16 protein-coding genes, 1 tRNA gene and 1 other RNA gene are annotated in these 18267 nt (G+C 65.4%); 5 read left to right on the top strand and 13 right to left on the bottom strand.

The window, feature by feature from the left end; all coding sequences use genetic code 11:
• Positions 1-158: 158 nt before the first annotated feature.
• The gene (locus OEZ60_RS01715; RefSeq protein ID WP_263332583.1) at positions 159-530 is read right to left on the bottom strand and encodes a hypothetical protein; all 372 of its coding nucleotides are present in this window, start codon (positions 528-530) and stop codon (positions 159-161) included.
• A 301-nt stretch (positions 531-831) separates the two neighbouring features.
• Here OEZ60_RS01715 and OEZ60_RS01710 point away from each other — a divergent pair, with 301 nt between their 5' ends.
• Positions 832-1017: a hypothetical protein gene (locus tag OEZ60_RS01710; protein ID WP_263332582.1), complete on the top strand. Its 186-nt coding sequence runs from the start codon at positions 832-834 to the stop codon at positions 1015-1017.
• Between the two features lie 187 nt (positions 1018-1204).
• Here OEZ60_RS01710 and OEZ60_RS01705 read toward each other — a convergent pair.
• The 10 genes from OEZ60_RS01705 to OEZ60_RS01655 all read right to left on the bottom strand — a co-directional run bounded on the left by OEZ60_RS01705 (position 1205) and on the right by OEZ60_RS01655 (position 13304).
• Positions 1205-1294 (bottom strand) — tRNA-Ser (locus OEZ60_RS01705).
• A 56-nt stretch (positions 1295-1350) separates the two neighbouring features.
• Positions 1351-3192 carry a potassium transporter Kup gene (locus OEZ60_RS01700; protein WP_263332580.1) on the bottom strand — a complete coding sequence of 614 codons (1842 nt, stop codon included), beginning with the start codon at positions 3190-3192 and terminating at the stop codon, positions 1351-1353.
• A 315-nt stretch (positions 3193-3507) separates the two neighbouring features.
• The gene (locus OEZ60_RS01695) at positions 3508-4230 is read right to left on the bottom strand and encodes an alanyl-tRNA editing protein (RefSeq protein WP_263332578.1); all 723 of its coding nucleotides are present in this window, start codon (positions 4228-4230) and stop codon (positions 3508-3510) included.
• Positions 4227-6671 carry a DUF3772 domain-containing protein gene (locus OEZ60_RS01690; RefSeq protein ID WP_263332576.1) on the bottom strand — a complete coding sequence of 815 codons (2445 nt, stop codon included), beginning with the start codon at positions 6669-6671 and terminating at the stop codon, positions 4227-4229. Before OEZ60_RS01690 ends, OEZ60_RS01695 begins: the two co-directional genes overlap by 4 nt.
• Entirely contained in the window at positions 6671-7702 is a 1032-nt protein-coding gene (locus tag OEZ60_RS01685) for a cysteine synthase A (RefSeq protein ID WP_263332574.1), read from the bottom strand. Before OEZ60_RS01685 ends, OEZ60_RS01690 begins: the two co-directional genes overlap by 1 nt.
• 51 nt (positions 7703-7753) lie before the next feature.
• Positions 7754-8881 carry an NUDIX domain-containing protein gene (locus tag OEZ60_RS01680; protein WP_317852805.1) on the bottom strand — a complete coding sequence of 376 codons (1128 nt, stop codon included), beginning with the start codon at positions 8879-8881 and terminating at the stop codon, positions 7754-7756.
• 5 nt (positions 8882-8886) lie between these two features.
• A complete protein-coding gene (locus tag OEZ60_RS01670) occupies positions 8887-9327 on the bottom strand; it encodes a TrgA family protein (protein WP_263332572.1) in 441 nt (146 codons plus the stop codon).
• Positions 9328-10542 carry an SAM-dependent methyltransferase gene (locus OEZ60_RS01665; protein WP_263332570.1) on the bottom strand — a complete coding sequence of 405 codons (1215 nt, stop codon included), beginning with the start codon at positions 10540-10542 and terminating at the stop codon, positions 9328-9330.
• A 52-nt stretch (positions 10543-10594) separates the two neighbouring features.
• Positions 10595-12019 carry a cryptochrome/photolyase family protein gene (locus OEZ60_RS01660; protein WP_263332568.1) on the bottom strand — a complete coding sequence of 475 codons (1425 nt, stop codon included), beginning with the start codon at positions 12017-12019 and terminating at the stop codon, positions 10595-10597.
• 58 nt (positions 12020-12077) lie between these two features.
• Entirely contained in the window at positions 12078-13304 is a 1227-nt protein-coding gene (locus OEZ60_RS01655) for an aminotransferase class V-fold PLP-dependent enzyme (protein ID WP_263332566.1), read from the bottom strand.
• A gap of 285 nt (positions 13305-13589) precedes the next feature.
• Between OEZ60_RS01655 and OEZ60_RS01650 the strand changes: the two genes are divergently transcribed.
• The gene (locus OEZ60_RS01650; RefSeq protein ID WP_263332564.1) at positions 13590-15425 is read left to right on the top strand and encodes a BCCT family transporter; all 1836 of its coding nucleotides are present in this window, start codon (positions 13590-13592) and stop codon (positions 15423-15425) included.
• A gap of 49 nt (positions 15426-15474) precedes the next feature.
• Here OEZ60_RS01650 and OEZ60_RS22230 read toward each other — a convergent pair whose 3' ends face one another.
• Positions 15475-16059 carry a DMT family transporter gene (locus tag OEZ60_RS22230; protein WP_317852804.1) on the bottom strand — a complete coding sequence of 195 codons (585 nt, stop codon included), beginning with the start codon at positions 16057-16059 and terminating at the stop codon, positions 15475-15477.
• A complete protein-coding gene (locus tag OEZ60_RS22225) occupies positions 16034-16408 on the bottom strand; it encodes a DMT family transporter (protein ID WP_317852803.1) in 375 nt (124 codons plus the stop codon). Before OEZ60_RS22225 ends, OEZ60_RS22230 begins: the two co-directional genes overlap by 26 nt.
• A 191-nt stretch (positions 16409-16599) precedes the next feature.
• On the opposite strand from OEZ60_RS22225, the gene ssrA reads away from it, so the two are divergent.
• The 3 genes from ssrA to OEZ60_RS01630 all read left to right on the top strand — a co-directional run bounded on the left by ssrA (position 16600) and on the right by OEZ60_RS01630 (position 18187).
• Positions 16600-16951, top strand: a transfer-messenger RNA (tmRNA) gene (ssrA, locus tag OEZ60_RS01640).
• An 81-nt stretch (positions 16952-17032) separates the two neighbouring features.
• Positions 17033-17458 carry an ester cyclase gene (locus OEZ60_RS01635; protein WP_263332562.1) on the top strand — a complete coding sequence of 142 codons (426 nt, stop codon included), beginning with the start codon at positions 17033-17035 and terminating at the stop codon, positions 17456-17458.
• Between the two features lie 96 nt (positions 17459-17554).
• Complete coding sequence (locus OEZ60_RS01630) at positions 17555-18187, top strand: DUF1194 domain-containing protein (protein ID WP_263332560.1); 633 nt, start codon at positions 17555-17557, stop codon at positions 18185-18187.
• The last annotated feature ends 80 nt before the right edge of the window (positions 18188-18267 follow it).

Genomic DNA, 18267 nt, shown 5'->3' with positions numbered 1-18267 from the left:
GGCTGATTTCGAGTCAATCGTCAGGCTTAGAGAAAACACAACGGAATATCATACTGTTCCCGCCACATACTGTGGATACCGCTGGGCGGCGTCTCGCGTGATCCGGGGGGCGGCAGTGGGTGCCCCCGGCGGCGGCGGGAAGCCAATCCAAGGGGCACCTAGTTCAGACGCGGATCACCTAGCAGCTCGACGGCATATTGATAGCACGCCAAACTAATGCCGGGCACGCGATTAATAACGGCTTCAGGATAGCGCCCTTCGGCTTCGAACAACTCAATGTCCTGACGGTTCATGCTCGCCGCCAACGACGCGCCCGTGCACCTGCAATACTCGGTCGCGAAGAGCGACGCTCGATCTGCATCGGCTCCTTCGGAGATCATCCGTTCTGTTGTGCCGGGAACGCATGTGCGCATGGAGCCTGCGACGAATTTTTCGACATCTTCGGGGCTCAAAGTCTGGGCTGCTACGGGAGCCGGGGCAGACAGGCTGATAAGCAGAACAAGAAATCTTATCTGATTTTGAACTACCATCGGATGGCCCTCTCCTCAGAGATTGGCGTCATGATGTTGCGCGCAGCAGCCTTGGGACACGGCCATCGGGCAAGACCCGCCTTTGGCCAATGAACGCGCCGCGAGGAACGTAACAACAACCAATAAGATCGCGCGCATAATGGCAGGCTAACCTGTCACGAACATTCGGGAAAGATGCTTCGGTTCTGCCAGACGGCGGATTTCGAGTTTCTCTATTGCCAGCGCGCCATTGATGCACCAGCATTCGGCCCCAGGCATACATGAACGCTCGTTGGATGAGGGTGGTCTTATGAGACGTGTAATGGGCTGGTTATTCGTCGTGCTTGGCCTACTGATGGTTCTGGGCAGCGTGTTGTCGATGACCTTTTCCCCGGAGCCCGCATCAGGTGACCCGTATTTCGATGCCGGGTCTGTCGTCGGTCAGGTGGTTGCGATGCTGCTTCCGTTCCTGATCGCATACTTTTTGCTACGCAATCCGAGATCATGACATCTTCGCGACCGACCTAAGGGGCATTGGCTAGGTACTGAGTCTAATAAGGCGGCGCACCCGCGCGAAGATGCGGATATTCGGCCGGATTCCGAGGTGTCCAGCACCTAAAGGGGGAATTTTTGGGGGAAGATGAAAAATCTAAACTCAGAAAACCTTGTAATTTCAATCATATAGTAAGAAGTTGTGGCGGAGAGAGAGGGATTCGAACCCTCGAGACGGTTCCCCGCCTACACACTTTCCAGGCGTGCGCCTTCGACCACTCGGCCACCTCTCCGTTCGGCGCTGTTTATACGCGGCGCATGGCGTTGTGCAAGGGGCCGTCGGCGAAAACTATACGGTCATCCGCGCGCCGAGTTCGACCACCCGGTCCCGCGGGAGGCGATAGAAATCTGACGGATCCGCGGCGACACGCGTGAGGGCGATGTAGATCCTGTCAAGCAGGCGCAATACCCCGGCACGGGCGCCTAGAACCACCTTGCGGCGGCCGAGGAAGAACGAGGTCTCCATGACGACGAACTTCAATCCTTCGCGGCGGGCCTGGCCGAGCGCGCGGGCCACGTTCGGCGTCTCCATGAAGCCGAAGCGAAGCCTTAGCCGGGCGAAGCGTTCGTTGATTTCCTGGTACTCCGCGCGTTCCTCGTCGCCGACATGCGGCACCCGCGCCGTCTCGACGGTCACGATGATGTTGCGCACATGCATGACCCGGTTGTGTTTAAGATTGTGCAGGAGCGCCGGCGGGACCGAGCTCGCATTCGAGGTGAAGAACATCGCCACCCCCGGCACGACCTGGGCCGAGCTCGTGAGCATCGATGAGGCGAAACTCTCAAGATCCACCTTCTGTTTCTGGCTCAGCGCGAGCGACAATTGTGTTCCGCGCCACCAGTTTGCCATCACCAGGCCGAGACCGGATGCGATCAGGACGGGCACGTGACCGCCATCGAAAAGCTTGAGCAGGTTGGACTCGAAAAACGCCGTCTCCAGCACCAGGAACGGGACCGCCACGAGGATCGAAACGAAAAGCGGGATACGCCATCCGCGACTTGCAAAGACCACGGCCAGCACGGTGTCCACCAGCATCGCGCCGGTGACCGCGATGCCATATGCGGACGCGAGCGCCTTGGACGTGCCGAAGCCGAATACAAATGACAGCACCCCAATCAGCAGGAGCGCGTTGACGGCGGGCAGGTAGATCTGCCCGCTTTGGGATTCCGACGTGTGCCGGATCGTCAGACGCGGCAATAGGCCAAGCTGGATGGCGGCGCGCGCCATGGAGAACGCGCCGGTAATCACCGCCTGGGCGGCGATGACGGTCGCGGCCGTGGCAAGTGCGACGAGCGCGGGCAGGAGAGCGGGCGGCACCAGGTTAAGGAACGGATTCACGAGCGCGAAAGGGTCGCGCAGGACCAGAGCCCCCTGGCCGAGGTAGTTGAGGACCAGCGCCGGGAACACCAGCGCAAACCATGCGAGCATGATCGGCCGGCGTCCGAAATGGCCGAGATCGGCGTAGAGCGCCTCGGCCCCGGTCACGGCACGGAAGATCGCGCCCAGCACCACGAAGGCGAGCAGACGGTGCTCGATCAGGAAGCTGATGGCAAAGCGGGGATCGAAAGCCGCGAGGACGCCGGGTTCGGCCGCGAGCTGCAGCGCCCCGGTGATGCCCATCGTCAGAAACCAGACCACGGTGATCGGGCCGAAGGCAAAGGCGATTGCGCCGGTACCGTAGCTCTGGATCGCAAAGAGCGCGATCAGGATACCGATCGTGACCGGCAGAACGAAGGACTGGAAATGTGGAGCGACAAGGCCGATCCCATCGACGGCCGACAGCACCGAGATCGCGGGCGTGATCACCGCGTCGCCGAAGAAGAGGGCCGCACCAAGGATGCCGAGCACGAGGACGGGAATCGAGCGCCGTCCGATCGCCAGCCGTGCGAGCGTGTAGAGCGCGAGAATGCCGCCCTCGCCCTGGTTATCCGCGCGCAGCAGGATCAGGACGTACTTGACCGTGACGATGATGATCAGCGCCCAGATCAGGAGCGAGATCACGCCGATGACCTCGGATCGCACGAGCCCGTCCTGAGCCACCGGCCGCAATGCCTCGCGCAGCGCGTAAAGCGGCGAGGTGCCGATGTCGCCATAGACGACGCCGATCGCGCCGAGCGTCAGGGTGGCCAAGCCCCCGGTGGGCTCGTTATGTCCGTCGCTCACGACGTCGCGCGGCGCCGCGCGGCGCCGGCCCCGGTGATCGGGGCAAGTACGGGCTGGGTCATCTGTTGTTTCGCTCCGCCGGAGTGCCGTGATCGGGCATCGCCAGGCAGCTGTTCGGGCAGGTTGGGTGCCAAGGCACCGCAGGGCTCCGAATGATCGCGTCCGGCAGGAGACGCTCTGTGGGGAGACCGGTCACGTCAGGCAGAACGACTCGATGCGATATCCCCGTCGGCGGAGTATGCCGCATTGCAGAAATTCGTCAAGCGGCCTTGGCGGCGGCGTTCAATCCGACAGGAAGACGCTGACACGTCGATTCTGCCGGCCCTTTTTCTCGACCTTGCCAATCGTCACGTGCCCGATCTCGCCCGTGCGTCCGACATGGGTGCCGCCGCAGGGTTGCAGGTCCACCTGGTCGGCGCCCGCTCCGATCCGGATCAGCCTGACCCGCCCCTGCCCCACCGGCGGCGCGACGGACATGGTCTTGACGAGACCCGGATTGGCGGCAAGTTCAGCGTCGGTGATCCAGTCCTCGCCCACCTTCAGATCGCGGGCCACCAGCGCGTTCAGTTGCTCTTCCAGTGCCGCCACGTCTTCGGGTGGCTCCGGCATGTCGAAGTCGAGCCGGCCCTTCCGATCGCCGATCTGGCCGCCGGTCACCGGCAGCGGGATCACGACCGACAGAAGATGCAACCCGGTATGCACCCGCATGTGCCGGTAACGCCTGTCCCAGTCGAGCCGTTGCAGCACCGACGCACCTGCCGGCGGCAGCGCCCCCGGCGTTTCGGGGACGAGGACCACGGCACCGCCCTCCCCCTTGATCGCGGTGGATATGGCGACCTCTCCGCCGTCCCAGTCGAGCCATCCCGCGTCCCCCGGCTGACCGCCGCCGGTCGGATAGAAGAGGCTCGCGTCGACCACGATCCCGCCCTCGGGGGTCAGACCCGTGACGCGGGCCGGTGCCTTGCGCAGATAAGGATCGTCACGAAAGAGAAGGTGCGAAGTCATAGGTCGTCACCGTCGCCGCCATCACCATCAGGATCGTTGTGAACGAGAAAGCTGTCGGCCGGACCTTGTGATGACGGCTTCGCCTCAGCCTGCTTCGGTCCGCTCCGTCGGGGCACCGACCGGCTCCCGACGAGCGCCTCGGGATTGCGGATCCAGAGGTCGCGCTGCGCGAAGGGAATCTCGATCCCCTCTGCAGCGAAGCGTTCGGTGACCTCGTGCAGGATCTCGGTCTGCACGTCGAGCTTGTAGTTCACGTCCGACAGGATTGCCCGGACCTCGAAGTTCAAACTATCCGCGCCGAGCGCCACGAACTGCACCGAGGGCGCGGGATCGACCATCACCAGCGGCTGCGCTTCTGCTATCTCCAACAGGATCGCCTGCACCCTGCGGGTGTCGCTGCCATAGGCGACGCCGACCGGAACGATCAGCCGCCCGGTGAGGTTGCCACGCGTGAGGTTCGTCACCACGCCCGAAACGAGATCGGCGTTCGGCACGATCACGTCGGTCCGGTCGAAAGTCTCGATCCAGGTGGAGCGAACAGAGATCCCCTTCACGGTGCCGAACTGCCCGTTGACGTCGATCATGTCGCCTTCCGAGATCGGCCGCTCGATCAGCAGGATGATGCCCGCGACGAAATTCGAGACGATGTTCTGCAGGCCAAAGCCGATACCGACCGAGAGCGCACCGGCAACGATGGCAAGCGACGACAGGTCGATGCCGGCGCCGGTGATCGCGACCAGCGCGGCGAGGAAGATCCCGACATAGCCGATCCCGGAGATGAGCGCGTTCTGCACGCCCTTGTCGAGCCGGGTGCGCGGCAGCACCGCCGCCTTGAGCGCCGCCTGCGTCATCCGCGTGATCATGAAGCCGATCAGGAAGATCAGCAGGAAGGTGATCATGACCGTCGGCGACAGCCGGATTCCTCCCATCGTGATGCCCTGGCTGAACCGGGTCCAGGCTTCGGACAGGTCCGCGACCCGCGCCCCCCAGATCAGCGCGAAGACCGGCAGCGCCAGCAGCGTCAACGCAAATCCGGTGAGGACCGGGAAGAGCGCCTCGCGCCCCTCCTCGCCACGGCCGGTGACAACGAGATAGACGTCGGATACGAAGCGTTGCAGCAGAAGGATCAGGCCCATAAGGCCGAGCGATTTGGCCGTCGGCCAGATCAGCGCGTTTGCCGCCGCGACATAGCCGATGAGCGCCAGCGCCGGCGCCAGCACCGACACGACGATCACCGCCGTGCCGACGAGGCGCAGGATCCGCTTGCGGAATTCCACTCCGCCGTCGGTCACCGCAATCATGCCTGATCGCGGGCGGATGAGCTGGCCGAGCCGGAACAGGAACACCGCGACGATACAGACGAACGGCGCCGCCCAGACCGCCTGCGCGGCCATCGACAAGGGCGGTCGAACCTCGGTGATGAACGCGGTGCGCAACGCCTCCAGCGCCAGCATCAGCGCGATCATGTTCACATGGAACCGCGCCTCCAGCGGGCGTTCCGTCAGAAACGCACCTCCCTCGACGCGAAAGAGCCAGCTTCCGATCCAGCGGGTCGTGAAGAAGAGGAAAGCCGCCCGGGGCAACGCGCCGACCAGCGCCCCGCTGCGCGTTCCGGTCATACTGGTGTTCTCGATCGCGAGCACGAGCAGCACCATGCCGCCGACCGGAACCACCACCTGGCCGAGCGACAGGATCGCCGCAGCGATATTGCGCCGGCGGATCGAATCGCCGGTTGCAATCCGCGTGACCAGCCGCTCCATGAACTGCGGCCCGCGCAGCATGAGGACGCCGGCGATCGCGAGGTACAACAGGATCACCGGCAGGTTGTTCTGCAGTTCGGTCCGCCGCACCGGGTTCTGCCAGGCCTCGCGGGTCTCCGACAAAAGCGTCTTGAGCCCTTCGGTCAGCACCGCGAACCCGGCCGGCCAGTTGCCCGGATTGACCGGCGTTGGTGACAGCCGCAGAAGCTCCGAGGCCTGCCGGGCGCGGATCACCGCGTCGATCTGGCGGATCAGGCCGTCGGCACGACTGCGCGCCTCCTCGGCCTCCAGCCCCGGCGCCTGCAGCTGCGAGAGCTGGTCGTTCAGCGCCTTGCGACGGGTGGCAATCTCGGGCGCGTCCGGCTTTTCCTCACTCGGCGCCGGGCCAAGCGCAGCGATCTGGTCCTTCACCGTGTCGATCTGGGCGGCATTGGCGCTTTGAGCGGCGGAAAACTTCGCCCGCCAGCCGACGAGCTTCTCGCGCAAAATCTCGAAAGCCTGATTGCTCGCCGCCTTCGCGGCCAGGGCCGCTTCCGCGAGTTTCGCGTCGGTCTCCCAGTCATCGTAATCGGGCTCTTCGACCGCCTGTTGCGCCGCGGCCGCCACGGGAAGCAGCGTGAGTACGGCCGCAGGCGCCGCGCCGAGAACCAGCGCCAGCAGGAGGAGCCGGAACCAGCGCATCAGTCTTCGAACACGCTCGGCAGCGCGCGCGCCGCCTTGTCGAGCCAGTGCGGCACCGGCAGCCCCTTCGCCCGCAGGAAATCGGGATTGAAGAGCTTCGACTGGTACCGCTGGCCATAGTCGCAAAGCGGCGTGACGATGGTGTGACCCGGCCCCATTTCGCGGGCCATGCGGATCGCGCCGGCAACGTTGATCCCGGTCGAGCCGCCCATGCAGAGCCCTTCCTCTTCGAGCAGGTCGAAGACGATCGGCAGCGCCTCGGAATCGGGGATGTTGAAGGACATGTCGGGGCGGAAGCCCTCAAGGTTGGCGGTGATCCGCCCCTGCCCGATCCCCTCGGTGATCGAGGAGCCCTCGGCCTTCAGTTCTCCGGTCGTGTAATAACTGTGCAGCGCCGCGCCGTCAGGATCGGCGAGCGCGATCTTCACGCCCTTCGGCTGCAGCGCCATCGCCACCCCGGCGAGCGTGCCGCCCGAACCGACCGCCGAGACGAAGCCGTCGATCCGGCCGCCGGTCTGCTCCCATATCTCCGGTCCGGTCGTTTCGACATGGGCCTGGCGGTTGGCGACGTTGTCGAACTGGTTGGCCCAGATCGCGCCGTTCGGCTCGGTCTCGGCGAGCTTCGCGGCGAGCCGGCCCGAATAACGCACATAGTTGTTGGGGTTCTTATACGGCGCGGCCGGAACCTGGACCAGTTCGGCACCCGCGAGCCGGATCATGTCCTTCTTCTCCTGGCTCTGGGTCTCGGGGATCACGATGACGGTGCGGAATCCCATTGAGGCACCGACCAGCGCGAGCCCGATCCCGGTGTTGCCGGCAGTGCCCTCGACGATCGTGCCGCCGGGCTTCAGGAGCCCCTTCGCCACCGCGTCGCGGATGATGTAGAGCGCGGCGCGGTCCTTCACCGACTGGCCGGGATTGAGGAACTCCGCCTTGCCGAGGATCTCGCACCCCGTCAGTTCGCTTGCCTTGCGGAGCCGGATCAGGGGGGTGTTGCCCACCGCAGCGGCGAGATCGCTGTAAACACGCATGGCCAAACCTCCTGTCGCGTGCCCCATACCTAGGCCGGGCGACAGCGGACCTCAAGCCCCGCCGGCATCCTCGCGCAGCGCCGGCCGGCGGGCGGCGAGCCAGTGCGCCAGAAGCACCAGCGGACCGGCGGTGATCTCGCCGCTCGCGACCAGATCCATCAGCATGTCGAACGGCACGACATGGGCCCGGATATCCTCGTTCTCGCCCTGCGCGCCGCCGATCCCCACGATGCCGTCGGGCAGGTTGGCAAGGCCGACATAGGTGTAGAGGAACTCGGCCTTGGCGCCCGGCGAGGGATAGAAATGCGCCGCCGGCAGGAGGTCACGCAGCTCGAGCCCCGCCTCCTCCCGCGCCTCGCGCCGGGCGGCATCCTCGGGTGTCTCTGCCCCGTCGATCCGGCCGGCGATCGCTTCGAGGAGCCAGGGCTGCGGGTCGCCGCGCCCGTAAGGCCCCATCCGGAACTGCTCGATCAGGAGCACGCGGTCGCGGAAGGGGTCGTAGGGAAGCACCACCGCCGCGTCGCCGGACATGAAAACTGCGCGGTTGAGGGTCGGGCTCATCGTGCCGTCGAAGCGGCGGAACCGCAGGTCGTATTCCTCGACCGAGAAGAAGTTCGAATAGACCTCGGCGGCGCAATCCTCCTCGACGTCTCCCGGCTCGGCCCGGCGCCGGAGCCGGGTCGGACTGCCCTCGCGCTGCGCCCTGAGACGCGAGTCTCCGCGCACCAGCATCATCGGGTACCGCGCGAGGATCGCCGCGGCATCGGCACGGCCGATATGCCGCATGACGTCGCCTGCCGTCGTGACGACGACGTCGCCCCAGCGCGCCACCCAGTCATCGAGACTCCAGGGCGCGCCCTCCTGCCACAGGTCGGGCTCGGGATAGTAGACCCGCGCGGTCGCCGCACCGGACGCGGTCTCGACCGTGACCTCGCGGGTTCCATAGGCAAAACCGCACTCGTAGAAATCGAGCCGTGCCACATCCGCCGCGTCCAGGTCTCGAACATAGATGCCGTCAGCGACGCCCTCGGCCTCGACGAGCATCGGGAAGGACTTTCCCTCGGCCCAGAAGACCGCATGGCCCGCCAGGCGTGCCGGCTGCACGGTTACATCGCGCCCAAGCACCGCGCGCAGGAGTGGCAGGTGACACAGCGTCCCGTAGAAGAAGAATGCACTCACAGGTCTCAGTTCCAGCGCCGGGCCGCCCATTCGGAAAGAAGTCCCGCCAGTGCGCCGCCGACGACGAGAACCATGATCACGTCCCAGGCAATCAGCGAGACGGAGAACTCCACCGCGAGGTCGAAGATCCCGACAATCGCCTCCATCGGGGACTTGTAGGCCGGCCGGAAGGCCAGGCGCAGCATCTCGTAGGTCGAGAAGATCAGAAGCGCGAGTCCGACAGCGCAGGCCGAGGTCTTGATCCCCGAGTTCACCGCCATCCAGTTGCCGCGCCCGGCATCCGGCCCCATAACCCGCCAGCCGGCCACCACGCCGATCAGCGCGGAAACGAACGAGAAATACCCGAACTGGGTACCCTCGGGCATGTGCGGCTTGAAGACCTCCGCGGCGAAGAACGCCACGACCGCGAAGGCGAAGGCGGCAAAGAGCTTAGCTGCTGTGGGCATCTAGACTGCTGGCCTCGAGATTGTGATCTGCGTCACGTCGCAGTTTCCGCCGTGAAACGCCCCCGCGCAAGAGGCGAGGTAGAAATTCCACATGCGCTGAAACCGGGTATCGAATCCCATTCCGGCGATTTCATCCCAATGCGCGTTGAAAACCTCGTACCAGCGGCGCAGCGTCTGGCTGTAGCTTTCACCGAATTCGACCGACCCGACCAGCGCCAGCCCGGCATCGCGGATTTCCCGCTGAAGCGCGCTCCGCGACGGCAGCATCCCGCCCGGGAATATGTATTTCTGAATGAAGTCAACGCCTTTCCGGTAGATCTCGAAGCGCTTCTCCTGAAGCGTGATGATCTGCAGCGTGGCGTTTCGCCCCGGCTTCAGGCGCTCGCGGAGCGTGTCGAAATAGACCGGCCAGTACTTTTCGCCCACCGCCTCGAACATCTCGATCGAGGCAATACCATCGAACGTGCCGCGTTCGTCCCTGTAATCTTGAAGCCTCACGTCAACCCTGTCCTGAAGCCCCGCGCGGGCGATCCGCGCACGCGCGTATTCAAGCTGGGCCTGCGAGATCGTGAGCCCCGTAACCCGCAGCCCCCGCTCCCGCGCCGCGTATTCGGCGAAACCGCCCCAACCGCAGCCGATCTCGAGGATGTGGTCGCCCGGCTTCGCGCCCATGCCGTCGACGAGCGAGGCGTATTTCTGCTTCTGCGCCGCCTCGAGGCTCTCCTGCCCGGTTTTGAACAAAGCGGAGGAATAGGTCATGCTCCGGTCGAGCCATTTCTCATAGAACTCGTTGCCGAGGTCGTAATGGTAGGCGATGTTGCGCTTCGCCTGCCGGCGTGAATTGGACCGCAGATGGTGCCGCATGCGCTCGTAGGCCCGCAACACTCCCATTCCGGGAAAGCCGTCGTAGATCTCGTCATTGTCGCAATGGACGAGATCCATGAACGCCATGAGATCCGGCGTCGACCAGCCGCCATCGAGATAGGCGTCGGAAAAGCCCAGATCGCCCTCGCGGATCAGCCGCGCGAAGATGTCATCGTCATGGACATGGATCTCGGCGACCGGGCCGGGATTCGCGCCGTTGGCGCGGAACCTGCGGCCATCGGCGAGCACGAAATCGAGCCGGCCATTGCGCATGCCCTGCGCAATCCGGAAGACCTGCGCGAAATACCGCGGCAGACCAGACTGTCCTTCGGTGGTCGTCAACGCTTCCATCGGGACCTCCCTGATTACAAATATATCCTTGAAATCAAACACGACAACCGGGTTATCTCGCAGGCGCAGCATCCATCCCGCGATAGGCATCGAGAGCGCGTGCCCGGCTCGCCGCGAGGTCGGTCAGCGGAGTCGGGTAGCGATCGCCCGGCGAGAGGTTCCAACTTCGCGGAGCGGCTTTGAAATACTCAAGCGCCGTCTGGGGCGGCTCTGCCTGCCCCTCCGCGATGAACGCCGCCCGATAGCCGCCGTCCCGATCGAAGCGTTCGGCCTGCAGGCGCGGATTGAAGATCCGGAAGAAGGGCGCGGCGTCCGGCCCCGATCCGGCGACCCATTGCCATCCCAGCGCGTTCGCGGCCGGGTCCCAGTCGGTGAGACACTCCTGAAACCAGTCGAGCCCGACGCGCCAGTCGGTCAGGAGGTTCTTGGTCAGATAGGAGGCCGCGATCATCCGCGCCCGGTTGTGCATCCGGCCGGTCACGAACATCTCGCGCATCGCCGCATCGACGAAGGGCTCGCCCGTCATCCCGCGCCGCCATCGCTCGGCATCCGCGTTGTCGCCGCGCCAGGGAAAGGAGTCCCATCCCGTTCGCCAGTTCGCGCGGTCAAGGTCCGGCGCGTGGTACATCAGGTGCCAGGCGAATTCGCGCCAGCCAAGTTCGGAGAGGAATTTCTCCGCCCCCGGCCGTCCGGCCTGCCAATCCCCGAGCGCCGCCAGCCAGACGGCACGTGGCGATATCTCACCCGAGGCAAGGTTCTCCGACAGGCCCGACGTGCATTGTCGCGCCGGATGATCCCGCCCTTCGGCATAGTGCTCGAGTCGCTCGGCGCGGAACCTTTCCAGACGGTCGCGGGCCGCCGCCTCGCCGACCACGGCATGTCGCGCGAGGATTTTCGCGCCGCGATCCAACGCCGCGCCCATGTTCCAGCCCCTCAACGACTCCGAGGCGGGCCAGCTCTCCGGAGCGACAAGCGATGCCGGCAGCGGCAATGCCTCGCCCGGATTCCGCCCGCGGATCGCGCGCCAGAAAGGGGTGAACACCTTGTAGGCCGCACCCGATCCTGTCGAGACGTCCCAGGGTTCGAATACAGTCGCGCCGGCGAAGCTTCGCGCCTCGATCCCCGCGACCTTCAGCGCGGTTTTCACCGTGCGGTCCCGCGTGATGCCGTCGCGGTCGTAGACCCTCTGCCAGAATACCGCACTAGCCCCGACCTCGACTACGGTCGCGCGCAGCACATCCAGCGCCGTCCCCCTTCGCAGGATCAGGCGCGAGCCGGTCGCCTCCAGGGCCCCGACGAAGACGCGCAGCCCCTCGCCGAGCCGCCATTTCGCGGCCGCCCCGAGCGTCTCGACGGTTTCATCATGGATGAACAGTGGCACGACCGGCCGTCCGCTCGCCGCTGCGGCGCAAAGCGCCTCATGGTCGGATAGGCGCAGGTCGCGGCGGAACCAGAGGATGACCGGAGCTCTTCCCATTTCGCCTCCCTCGCGGTGTGACGCTCCCGGCGGCACCAGCGGCGCAGCGGCGCGGCGCTTACAGGACCCTGTCCAGGGCCGCGATCAAGCGCGCGACCTCGTCGGAGGACGTGTAGTGGACCATCGACAGACGCAGCACGCCCTCGTCCAGATCGACCCCCATCGCGGTCAGGGGCCGGACGGCGTAGAAGTCTCCGGCCCAGCAGTTGATCCCGTGGTCTGCTAGCGCCGCCGAGACCGGCTCGGCAGCCCGGCCCAGCGCCACGGCGACGGTCGGCGCCCGCCCCGCCGCGTTGCGCGGACCAATGAGCCGTACATCGTTGCGCGCCCCGAGGTAATCGAGGAGCGGCTGGCAGGCGGCAATCTCCTGCGCTCGCATCAGGTCATGCACCGCCCCGGCGCGCTTTGCCGCGTCGGGCTCGGGGGCGAAATGGTGATCGTGGAGCGCATCGAAATAGTCCGCGATCCCGGCCGAGGCCGCAATCTGCGCGTGATCCGGCCCGGCCGGCGTGAACCGCTTGTAGAGCACATCACCGTTGAAATAGTGCCCCTGGTTGGGCAGGCGCATCCCGAGATCCTCGCGGATCGCCATGATCCCCTGATGCGGCCCGTAGACCTTGTAGGCCGAGAAGAGGTAGATGTCGGCGCCGAGCGCCGCGACGTTCGGAATGCCGTGCGGCGCGTAGCTCACCCCGTCGACGCAGGTGACCGCGCCCGCCGCATGCGCGAGGGCGACGATCTCAGCGACCGGGTTGATCTCTGCCACCACGTTCGAGCAATGCGGAAAGCAGACGAGCCGAACCTTTCCGTCCGCCAGCAGCGGGACAAGACGCGCGGGATCGAGATGCCCGGTCTCCGGGTCAATCTTCCATTCGCGGATCTCCACCCCCTCCTCGCCGAGCCGCCGCCAGGGACCGGAATTGGCCTCGTGATCCTGATCGGTGACGACGATGGCCTCGCCGGGCTTCAGGTGGCGCCGGAAGGCCTGGGCCAGCACGTAGGTGTTTTGCGTCGTCGAGGGGCCGAAGCTTAGCTCATGAGTCTTGATCCCCATCATCGCGGCGAGGCGCGCCCGCGCCTCGTCCATCTCCTCCCCGCCCGCGGCCGAGGCGGCATAGGGGCCGTAGGGCTGCACCTTGCGTTCCCGGTAAAACCGCGTCAGCCGGTCGATCACCGGCTGGCAGGCATAGGAGCCGCCGGCATTCTCGAAGAACGCGCGATCCCTCAACGCGGGCTCCGAGAAGGTCGGAAACTGGCGGCGGACGAAGTCAAGATCGAGCGGCATGGTCCCTCCCGGAGCCGATTCCCGAACCGAACCCTGCCCGCTGGCGATCCGGCTTGCAATGCCGCGCTCCGCGGCGGCGAAGCCGGGACTCGATGACAGTTTTATGACGAACATGGCTGTATTGGTCGCAATCCGACTGGTGAATCGTCGCTTTGGTGCCAACCCTGCGGGAGGCCTTCCGACATATCCGGTCGCGCAGGGGGGAAAGGCCGGTTCCGGGCCAGGGGAGAGGCACCGGATCAGCGGACCGGACCGTTCTGTGGATCATTCCACACGGACAGGGACATGAATATCAAACCACCATTCACGGATATCGAAATCCGCAAGGCCGCGTCGGGCTTCTACGAAGGCTACAGCGTGCCGATCGCACTCATCTCGAAAGTTTCGATGACGCTTCTCGTGATCTGGGCGCTGGTCTGGCCGGCCAACGCCAACGGCGTGCTTGGCAGCCTCAACTGGCGCATCCTAGAGGATTTCAACGCCTTCTACATCCTCATCGTCGGCTTCTTCGCCTTCTTCCTTCTCGTCATCGCGGTCCTGCCGCGGACCGGGCGGCGGGTGATGGGCAAGGCCGGTGAGAAGCCGGAGTTCTCCGATTTTTCCTGGTTCTCGATGATGTTCGGCGCCGGTCTCGGCGTCGGCCTCATGGTCTTCGCCACCGCCGAGCCGCTCGGCCTCTGGGGCTCCAACCCCCTCGTCGTCGCGGGCGCGGTCGCGGGCAACACGCCCGAGGCGCTGGAATCGGGTTACCGCTACACCTTCCTGCACTACGGCTTCCATGCCTGGGCGATCTATGTCGTCACCGGGCTCAGCCTTGCCTACTACGCCTATACGCGTGACATGCCGCTGACGATCCGCTCGGCGCTGACGCCGCTGTTCGGGCGGTTCGTGAACGGCATCTTCGGCCATCTCGTCGACGTGCTCGGCGTCGTGGCGACCATTCTCGGCGTCTCCGTGACGATCGGCTTCGGCGTCAGCCAGTTCATCGACGGCATGTACGCGATCACCGGCATGGAGTGGATGATGGACATGGGCGGCGAGACCCCTGCCCCCGGCACCGTCGGGCTCATCGCCGGGCTCGTTGTGATCATGGCCATGTCCGTCCTGTCGGCGGTCTCGGGCGTCGGGCGTGGGGTCAAGTACCTCTCGAACCTCAACCTCGTCCTGTCGATCCTGCTGCTGCTGGTCTTCGTCGCCTTCGGCTCCTTCGCCTTCGCGATGACGACATACGGCGCGGCCTTCATCGACTACATCCAGCACTTCGCCCAACTCAGCTTCGGCCCGCATCTGCCGCTCTCCGAAGCAGAATTCGCCGCGAAACTCCCGGCCGAGGCCGCGCCGCTGGCGGGCGACCTCTATGCCGGCGCGACCAATGCCTGGGGCTCGCTCGACGGCTTCAAGGGCGATCTGACCGGCGCCGCGGCGGCACTTCCGGCCGCAACGCAGGAAGCCGCCTATGCGGCCGGGACCGAAGGCCGGCTCTTCGGCTGGCAAGCCGGCTGGACGACCTTCTACTGGGCCTGGTGGATCGCGTTCTCGCCCTTCGTCGGCCTCTTCCTCGCCCGCATCTCGCGCGGCCGGACCGTGCGCGAGTTCATCGTCGGCTGCATCTTCGCGCCCGCGCTCGTCTGCTTCGCCTGGATGACCATCCTCGGCGGAACCGCGATCGACCTCGAACTGTCGGGCGTGGCGCAAGGCTCGATCCTCGCGGCCTCGAACACCGCGAAGCTCTTCGTGACGCTCGGCCACATGCTCTCGGGGACGTTCCTGAACGTCATCACCGTGATGTGCGTCGTGCTGATCCTGACCTTCCTCGTGACCTCGGCGGACTCCGGCATCCTCGTGATGAATACGATCATGTCGGGCGGCGAGCAGGAAACCGGCATCAAGCACCGTATCGTCTGGGGCGTGATCCTGACGCTGGTCATCGGCACGCTGCTGATCGCCGGCAAGAACGGCGCGGGCGCCGACCCGATGGAGGCGCTGAAGAGCGCGATGATCATTGGCGCGCTTCCGTTCACCATGGTCATGGGCCTGATGTGCGCTTCGCTGGTCAAGGCGCTCTACCGCGACGGGCTGCGCGAGAAGCATGCCGAGCGGATCGAGAATCCGGCGGAATAACCACGCTCGACGCATGCACCATGACGGCGCCGGATCTCCGGCGCCGTTTTCATTGAGGCGCGCGGCCGCCCATGGCGGTGAGCCAGCGCAGCGGCCGGCCATCTGTCACCGCGAGGCCGAGTGCGATGCAGAGGGCGCCAGGCCATACTTCCGCCCCGAGCCTCTCCCCGAGGAACGCGGCACCAAGCCCGATCGCGAAGGGCGGAATGAGCAGCGTGACCAGCAAGAGGTTCGCCGCCCCCGCCCGTGCGAGGATCGCGAAATAGAGCAGATAGGCGAGCGCGGTGGACATCACCGAAAGCGCGACCAGCGCCCCCAAGGTGGTCGTCTGCAACGCAAGTGCGGGCGGCCCGTCGACAGCGACCACGACCGGCAGCATCAGCACTGTGCTGCCGACCAGCATCCCGAGCGCATTCATGATCGGCGGCTGTCCCGACAGCATCCGCTTGGCCCAGACGCTCGCAAGGGAATAGGACAGCGCCGCGCCGATCACGGCCAGTTGCGAAAGGCTGCGCGGGTCGAGCGTCATCAACGCGTCGCGCCCCATGATGACCGCCACGCCGAGGACGCCGAGGCCGGCACCGGCGATCTTGCGCGCCGTCAGCGGTTCATCGGCCAGAAGGAGGCCCGCCACCACCGCTCCGAATACCGCCGTGGTGGCGTTCAGGATCGAGGCGAGGCCGCTCTCGATATGGGTTTGCCCCCAAGAAGATGAGCGAGAAGGGAATCGCATTGTTCAGAGCTCCCATGACGAGGTAGGCCAGCCAGACCCGGGCGGATCTGGGTATCTCGATCCCATTGCCCAGCACCGCCGCGAGAAGGACCGGCACCGCCCAGAAGACGCGATGCAGCGTGATTGTCAGCGGCGGCAGTTCTCTCAAGGCGATCTCGGCGAAGAAGAAGGACCCGCCCCAGACCATGGCGAGCGCGACCAGCATCGCGCCGGACGTCACCTGCAGGGTCGGAGATACAGGTCTGGTCATTTCGAGCTCCCGGATTGCTCCCTGAATGGTTGCCATCGGGACACGGAAGTCGACCCGGTTCCTGCGCAACCGTCGGCGGGCGTCACCGCCGTACACCGACACTACTGCAATGAAACGCGCTGAGATCTCATATTATATTGTTAATTCAATCAGATGCATCTCATTGTGAAGGCAATGGCATTACGTTTTGGAGCCTTGCGCGCGCCGCTGCCCATCCCTATATTGGGCCCGTTCGGGACTTCCCGGACTATGGACATAAACGCGCTCGTAATAAGCGGATCGGACCCGGGGGCGGTACCCGGCGGCTCCACCAAATCCCTCGTTGGGGGCATCAGGGGCCGAAACAGGATCGACGAACGTCTAAAGGGGTTTGCTTTGTCCCGGTGAGGTACCACCGTTATCGGTCCGAAAAGTACAGTTGCCAACGACAACCGTGCTCCGGTCGCTCTGGCTGCTTAAGCAGCTCGAAGACCGAAACTTAAGCCCTTGCGCCTAGCAGCGTAAGGCGGGGTTCGCAGGCACCTGGCAACAGAAGCCTGCACTTTTCCCTTAACGCTTCGTCAAGACCTCGGAGGTAGGCTCGTCTCGACCGCCATATCCCGGCAAAGGACGGAGTGTCCGGCAGTGACGAAACTGGAATTTCTGCGCGACTGGTATCATCGGGTCTGGATCGAGGCCGACCTGAACGCGATCGACCGCTATTTCGCGCCCCGTGCGGGAGCCGACGGGATCCTCCCCGACGGCCAGGTCGGAGTCGAGGATTTCAGGGCGCTGGTGCCGGCGCTGCTGTCGCTCGTGCGCGACCTTGCGATCGACATCGACCGCAGTATCGAGACCGGCGAATGGCTCTGGGCACAGATCACGGTCCGCGCCGTCACGGCCCACGGCATGGACCCGATCCGCGCCAGCGGTCAGGTGATGGTTCGGATCGAAGACGGCCACATCACCGAGGCCTATAACTGCTTCGATTTCATCACGTTCTTCGAACAGGCCGGCCTCCTGCCGAAGGACGCCTTCCTGCTACTCCTGTCAGGGGAACGGCTCGGCTGATCCCCAGGATTCCAGCGGGGCTTGCCGGGCGGCTTCGGCCGGGGGATCATCGCCTCCATGAAGGCTGCATGGGCTGTTTACATCGGATGTCTGGTCATGGCGGTGTTTCGGCCCGCCATCGCCTCGGCCTGCGACGTGGCGCTCCTGCTGTCGGTCGATGTCTCGGGGTCGATTGACCGTGGAGAATACCGGCTTCAGGTCCAGGGGATCGCCGACGCATTGCGCGATCCGGAGGTGGCCGATGCGCTGCTACTCGGCCAAGTCGCGCTGTCTGTCGTGCAGTGGTCGGGCACCGCACAGCAAACCCAAGTACTGCCGTGGCGGCGGATGCTTGCCCCGAAGGATACCAATGACTTCGCCATCCGGGCGGAAAGGCTCGCACGGGCCTACTCCGGCTCGGACACCGCCGTCGGCGAAGCGATCGCCTATTCGGCCGGGCAGTTCGCCGCCGTATCCGATTGCCGCCGCAAGGTCATCGACATCTCGGGCGACGGGCCTCAGAACGCGGGCTTTCCGCTTGCCCCGGAACGCGGCGCGGCCGAGCGCGCCGGGATCGAGATCAACGCCATCGCGATCGAGGATGTCGGCCGTGCGAACCCGATCACGGAGTTCTACCGCCGCTTCGTCATCACCCGGAACGGTTTCGTGATTACCGCGCGGGGCCTGTCGGACTACCCCCGCGCGATCCGCGCCAAGATCCTGCGCGAGATCGCCAAGCCGCTCGGCTGAACTCTTGACGAACCCGGCCGCGAATGCGATTCTTGCCGCATGGGGCATCGCGACCGCGCCCCGTGAGGCCAAGGCCCAAG

This window comes from Albidovulum salinarum, from assembly GCF_025673475.1.
Lineage (GTDB): Bacteria > Pseudomonadota > Alphaproteobacteria > Rhodobacterales > Rhodobacteraceae > Albidovulum > Albidovulum salinarum.
The sequence above is the reverse complement of the archived record's forward strand: the minus strand, read 5'-3'. Positions and strand labels throughout refer to the sequence as shown.

What these genes read in the sequence shown, in the direction of transcription:
- OEZ60_RS01715 (WP_263332583.1), bottom strand. Translation starts at nt 530, where the DNA reads ATGGTAGTTCAAAATCAGATAAGATTTCTTGTTCTGCTTATCAGCCTG.
- OEZ60_RS01710 (WP_263332582.1), top strand. Translation starts at nt 832, where the DNA reads ATGGGCTGGTTATTCGTCGTGCTTGGCCTACTGATGGTTCTGGGCAGC.
- OEZ60_RS01695 (WP_263332578.1), bottom strand. Translation starts at nt 4,230, where the DNA reads ATGACTTCGCACCTTCTCTTTCGTGACGATCCTTATCTGCGCAAGGCA.
- OEZ60_RS01690 (WP_263332576.1), bottom strand. Translation starts at nt 6,671, where the DNA reads ATGCGCTGGTTCCGGCTCCTCCTGCTGGCGCTGGTTCTCGGCGCGGCG.
- OEZ60_RS01685 (WP_263332574.1), bottom strand. Translation starts at nt 7,702, where the DNA reads ATGCGTGTTTACAGCGATCTCGCCGCTGCGGTGGGCAACACCCCCCTG.
- OEZ60_RS01670 (WP_263332572.1), bottom strand. Translation starts at nt 9,327, where the DNA reads ATGCCCACAGCAGCTAAGCTCTTTGCCGCCTTCGCCTTCGCGGTCGTG.
- OEZ60_RS01665 (WP_263332570.1), bottom strand. Translation starts at nt 10,542, where the DNA reads ATGGAAGCGTTGACGACCACCGAAGGACAGTCTGGTCTGCCGCGGTAT.
- OEZ60_RS01660 (WP_263332568.1), bottom strand. Translation starts at nt 12,019, where the DNA reads ATGGGAAGAGCTCCGGTCATCCTCTGGTTCCGCCGCGACCTGCGCCTA.
- OEZ60_RS01655 (WP_263332566.1), bottom strand. Translation starts at nt 13,304, where the DNA reads ATGCCGCTCGATCTTGACTTCGTCCGCCGCCAGTTTCCGACCTTCTCG.
- OEZ60_RS01650 (WP_263332564.1), top strand. Translation starts at nt 13,590, where the DNA reads ATGAATATCAAACCACCATTCACGGATATCGAAATCCGCAAGGCCGCG.
- OEZ60_RS22225 (WP_317852803.1), bottom strand. Translation starts at nt 16,408, where the DNA reads ATGACCAGACCTGTATCTCCGACCCTGCAGGTGACGTCCGGCGCGATG.
- OEZ60_RS01630 (WP_263332560.1), top strand. Translation starts at nt 17,555, where the DNA reads ATGGCGGTGTTTCGGCCCGCCATCGCCTCGGCCTGCGACGTGGCGCTC.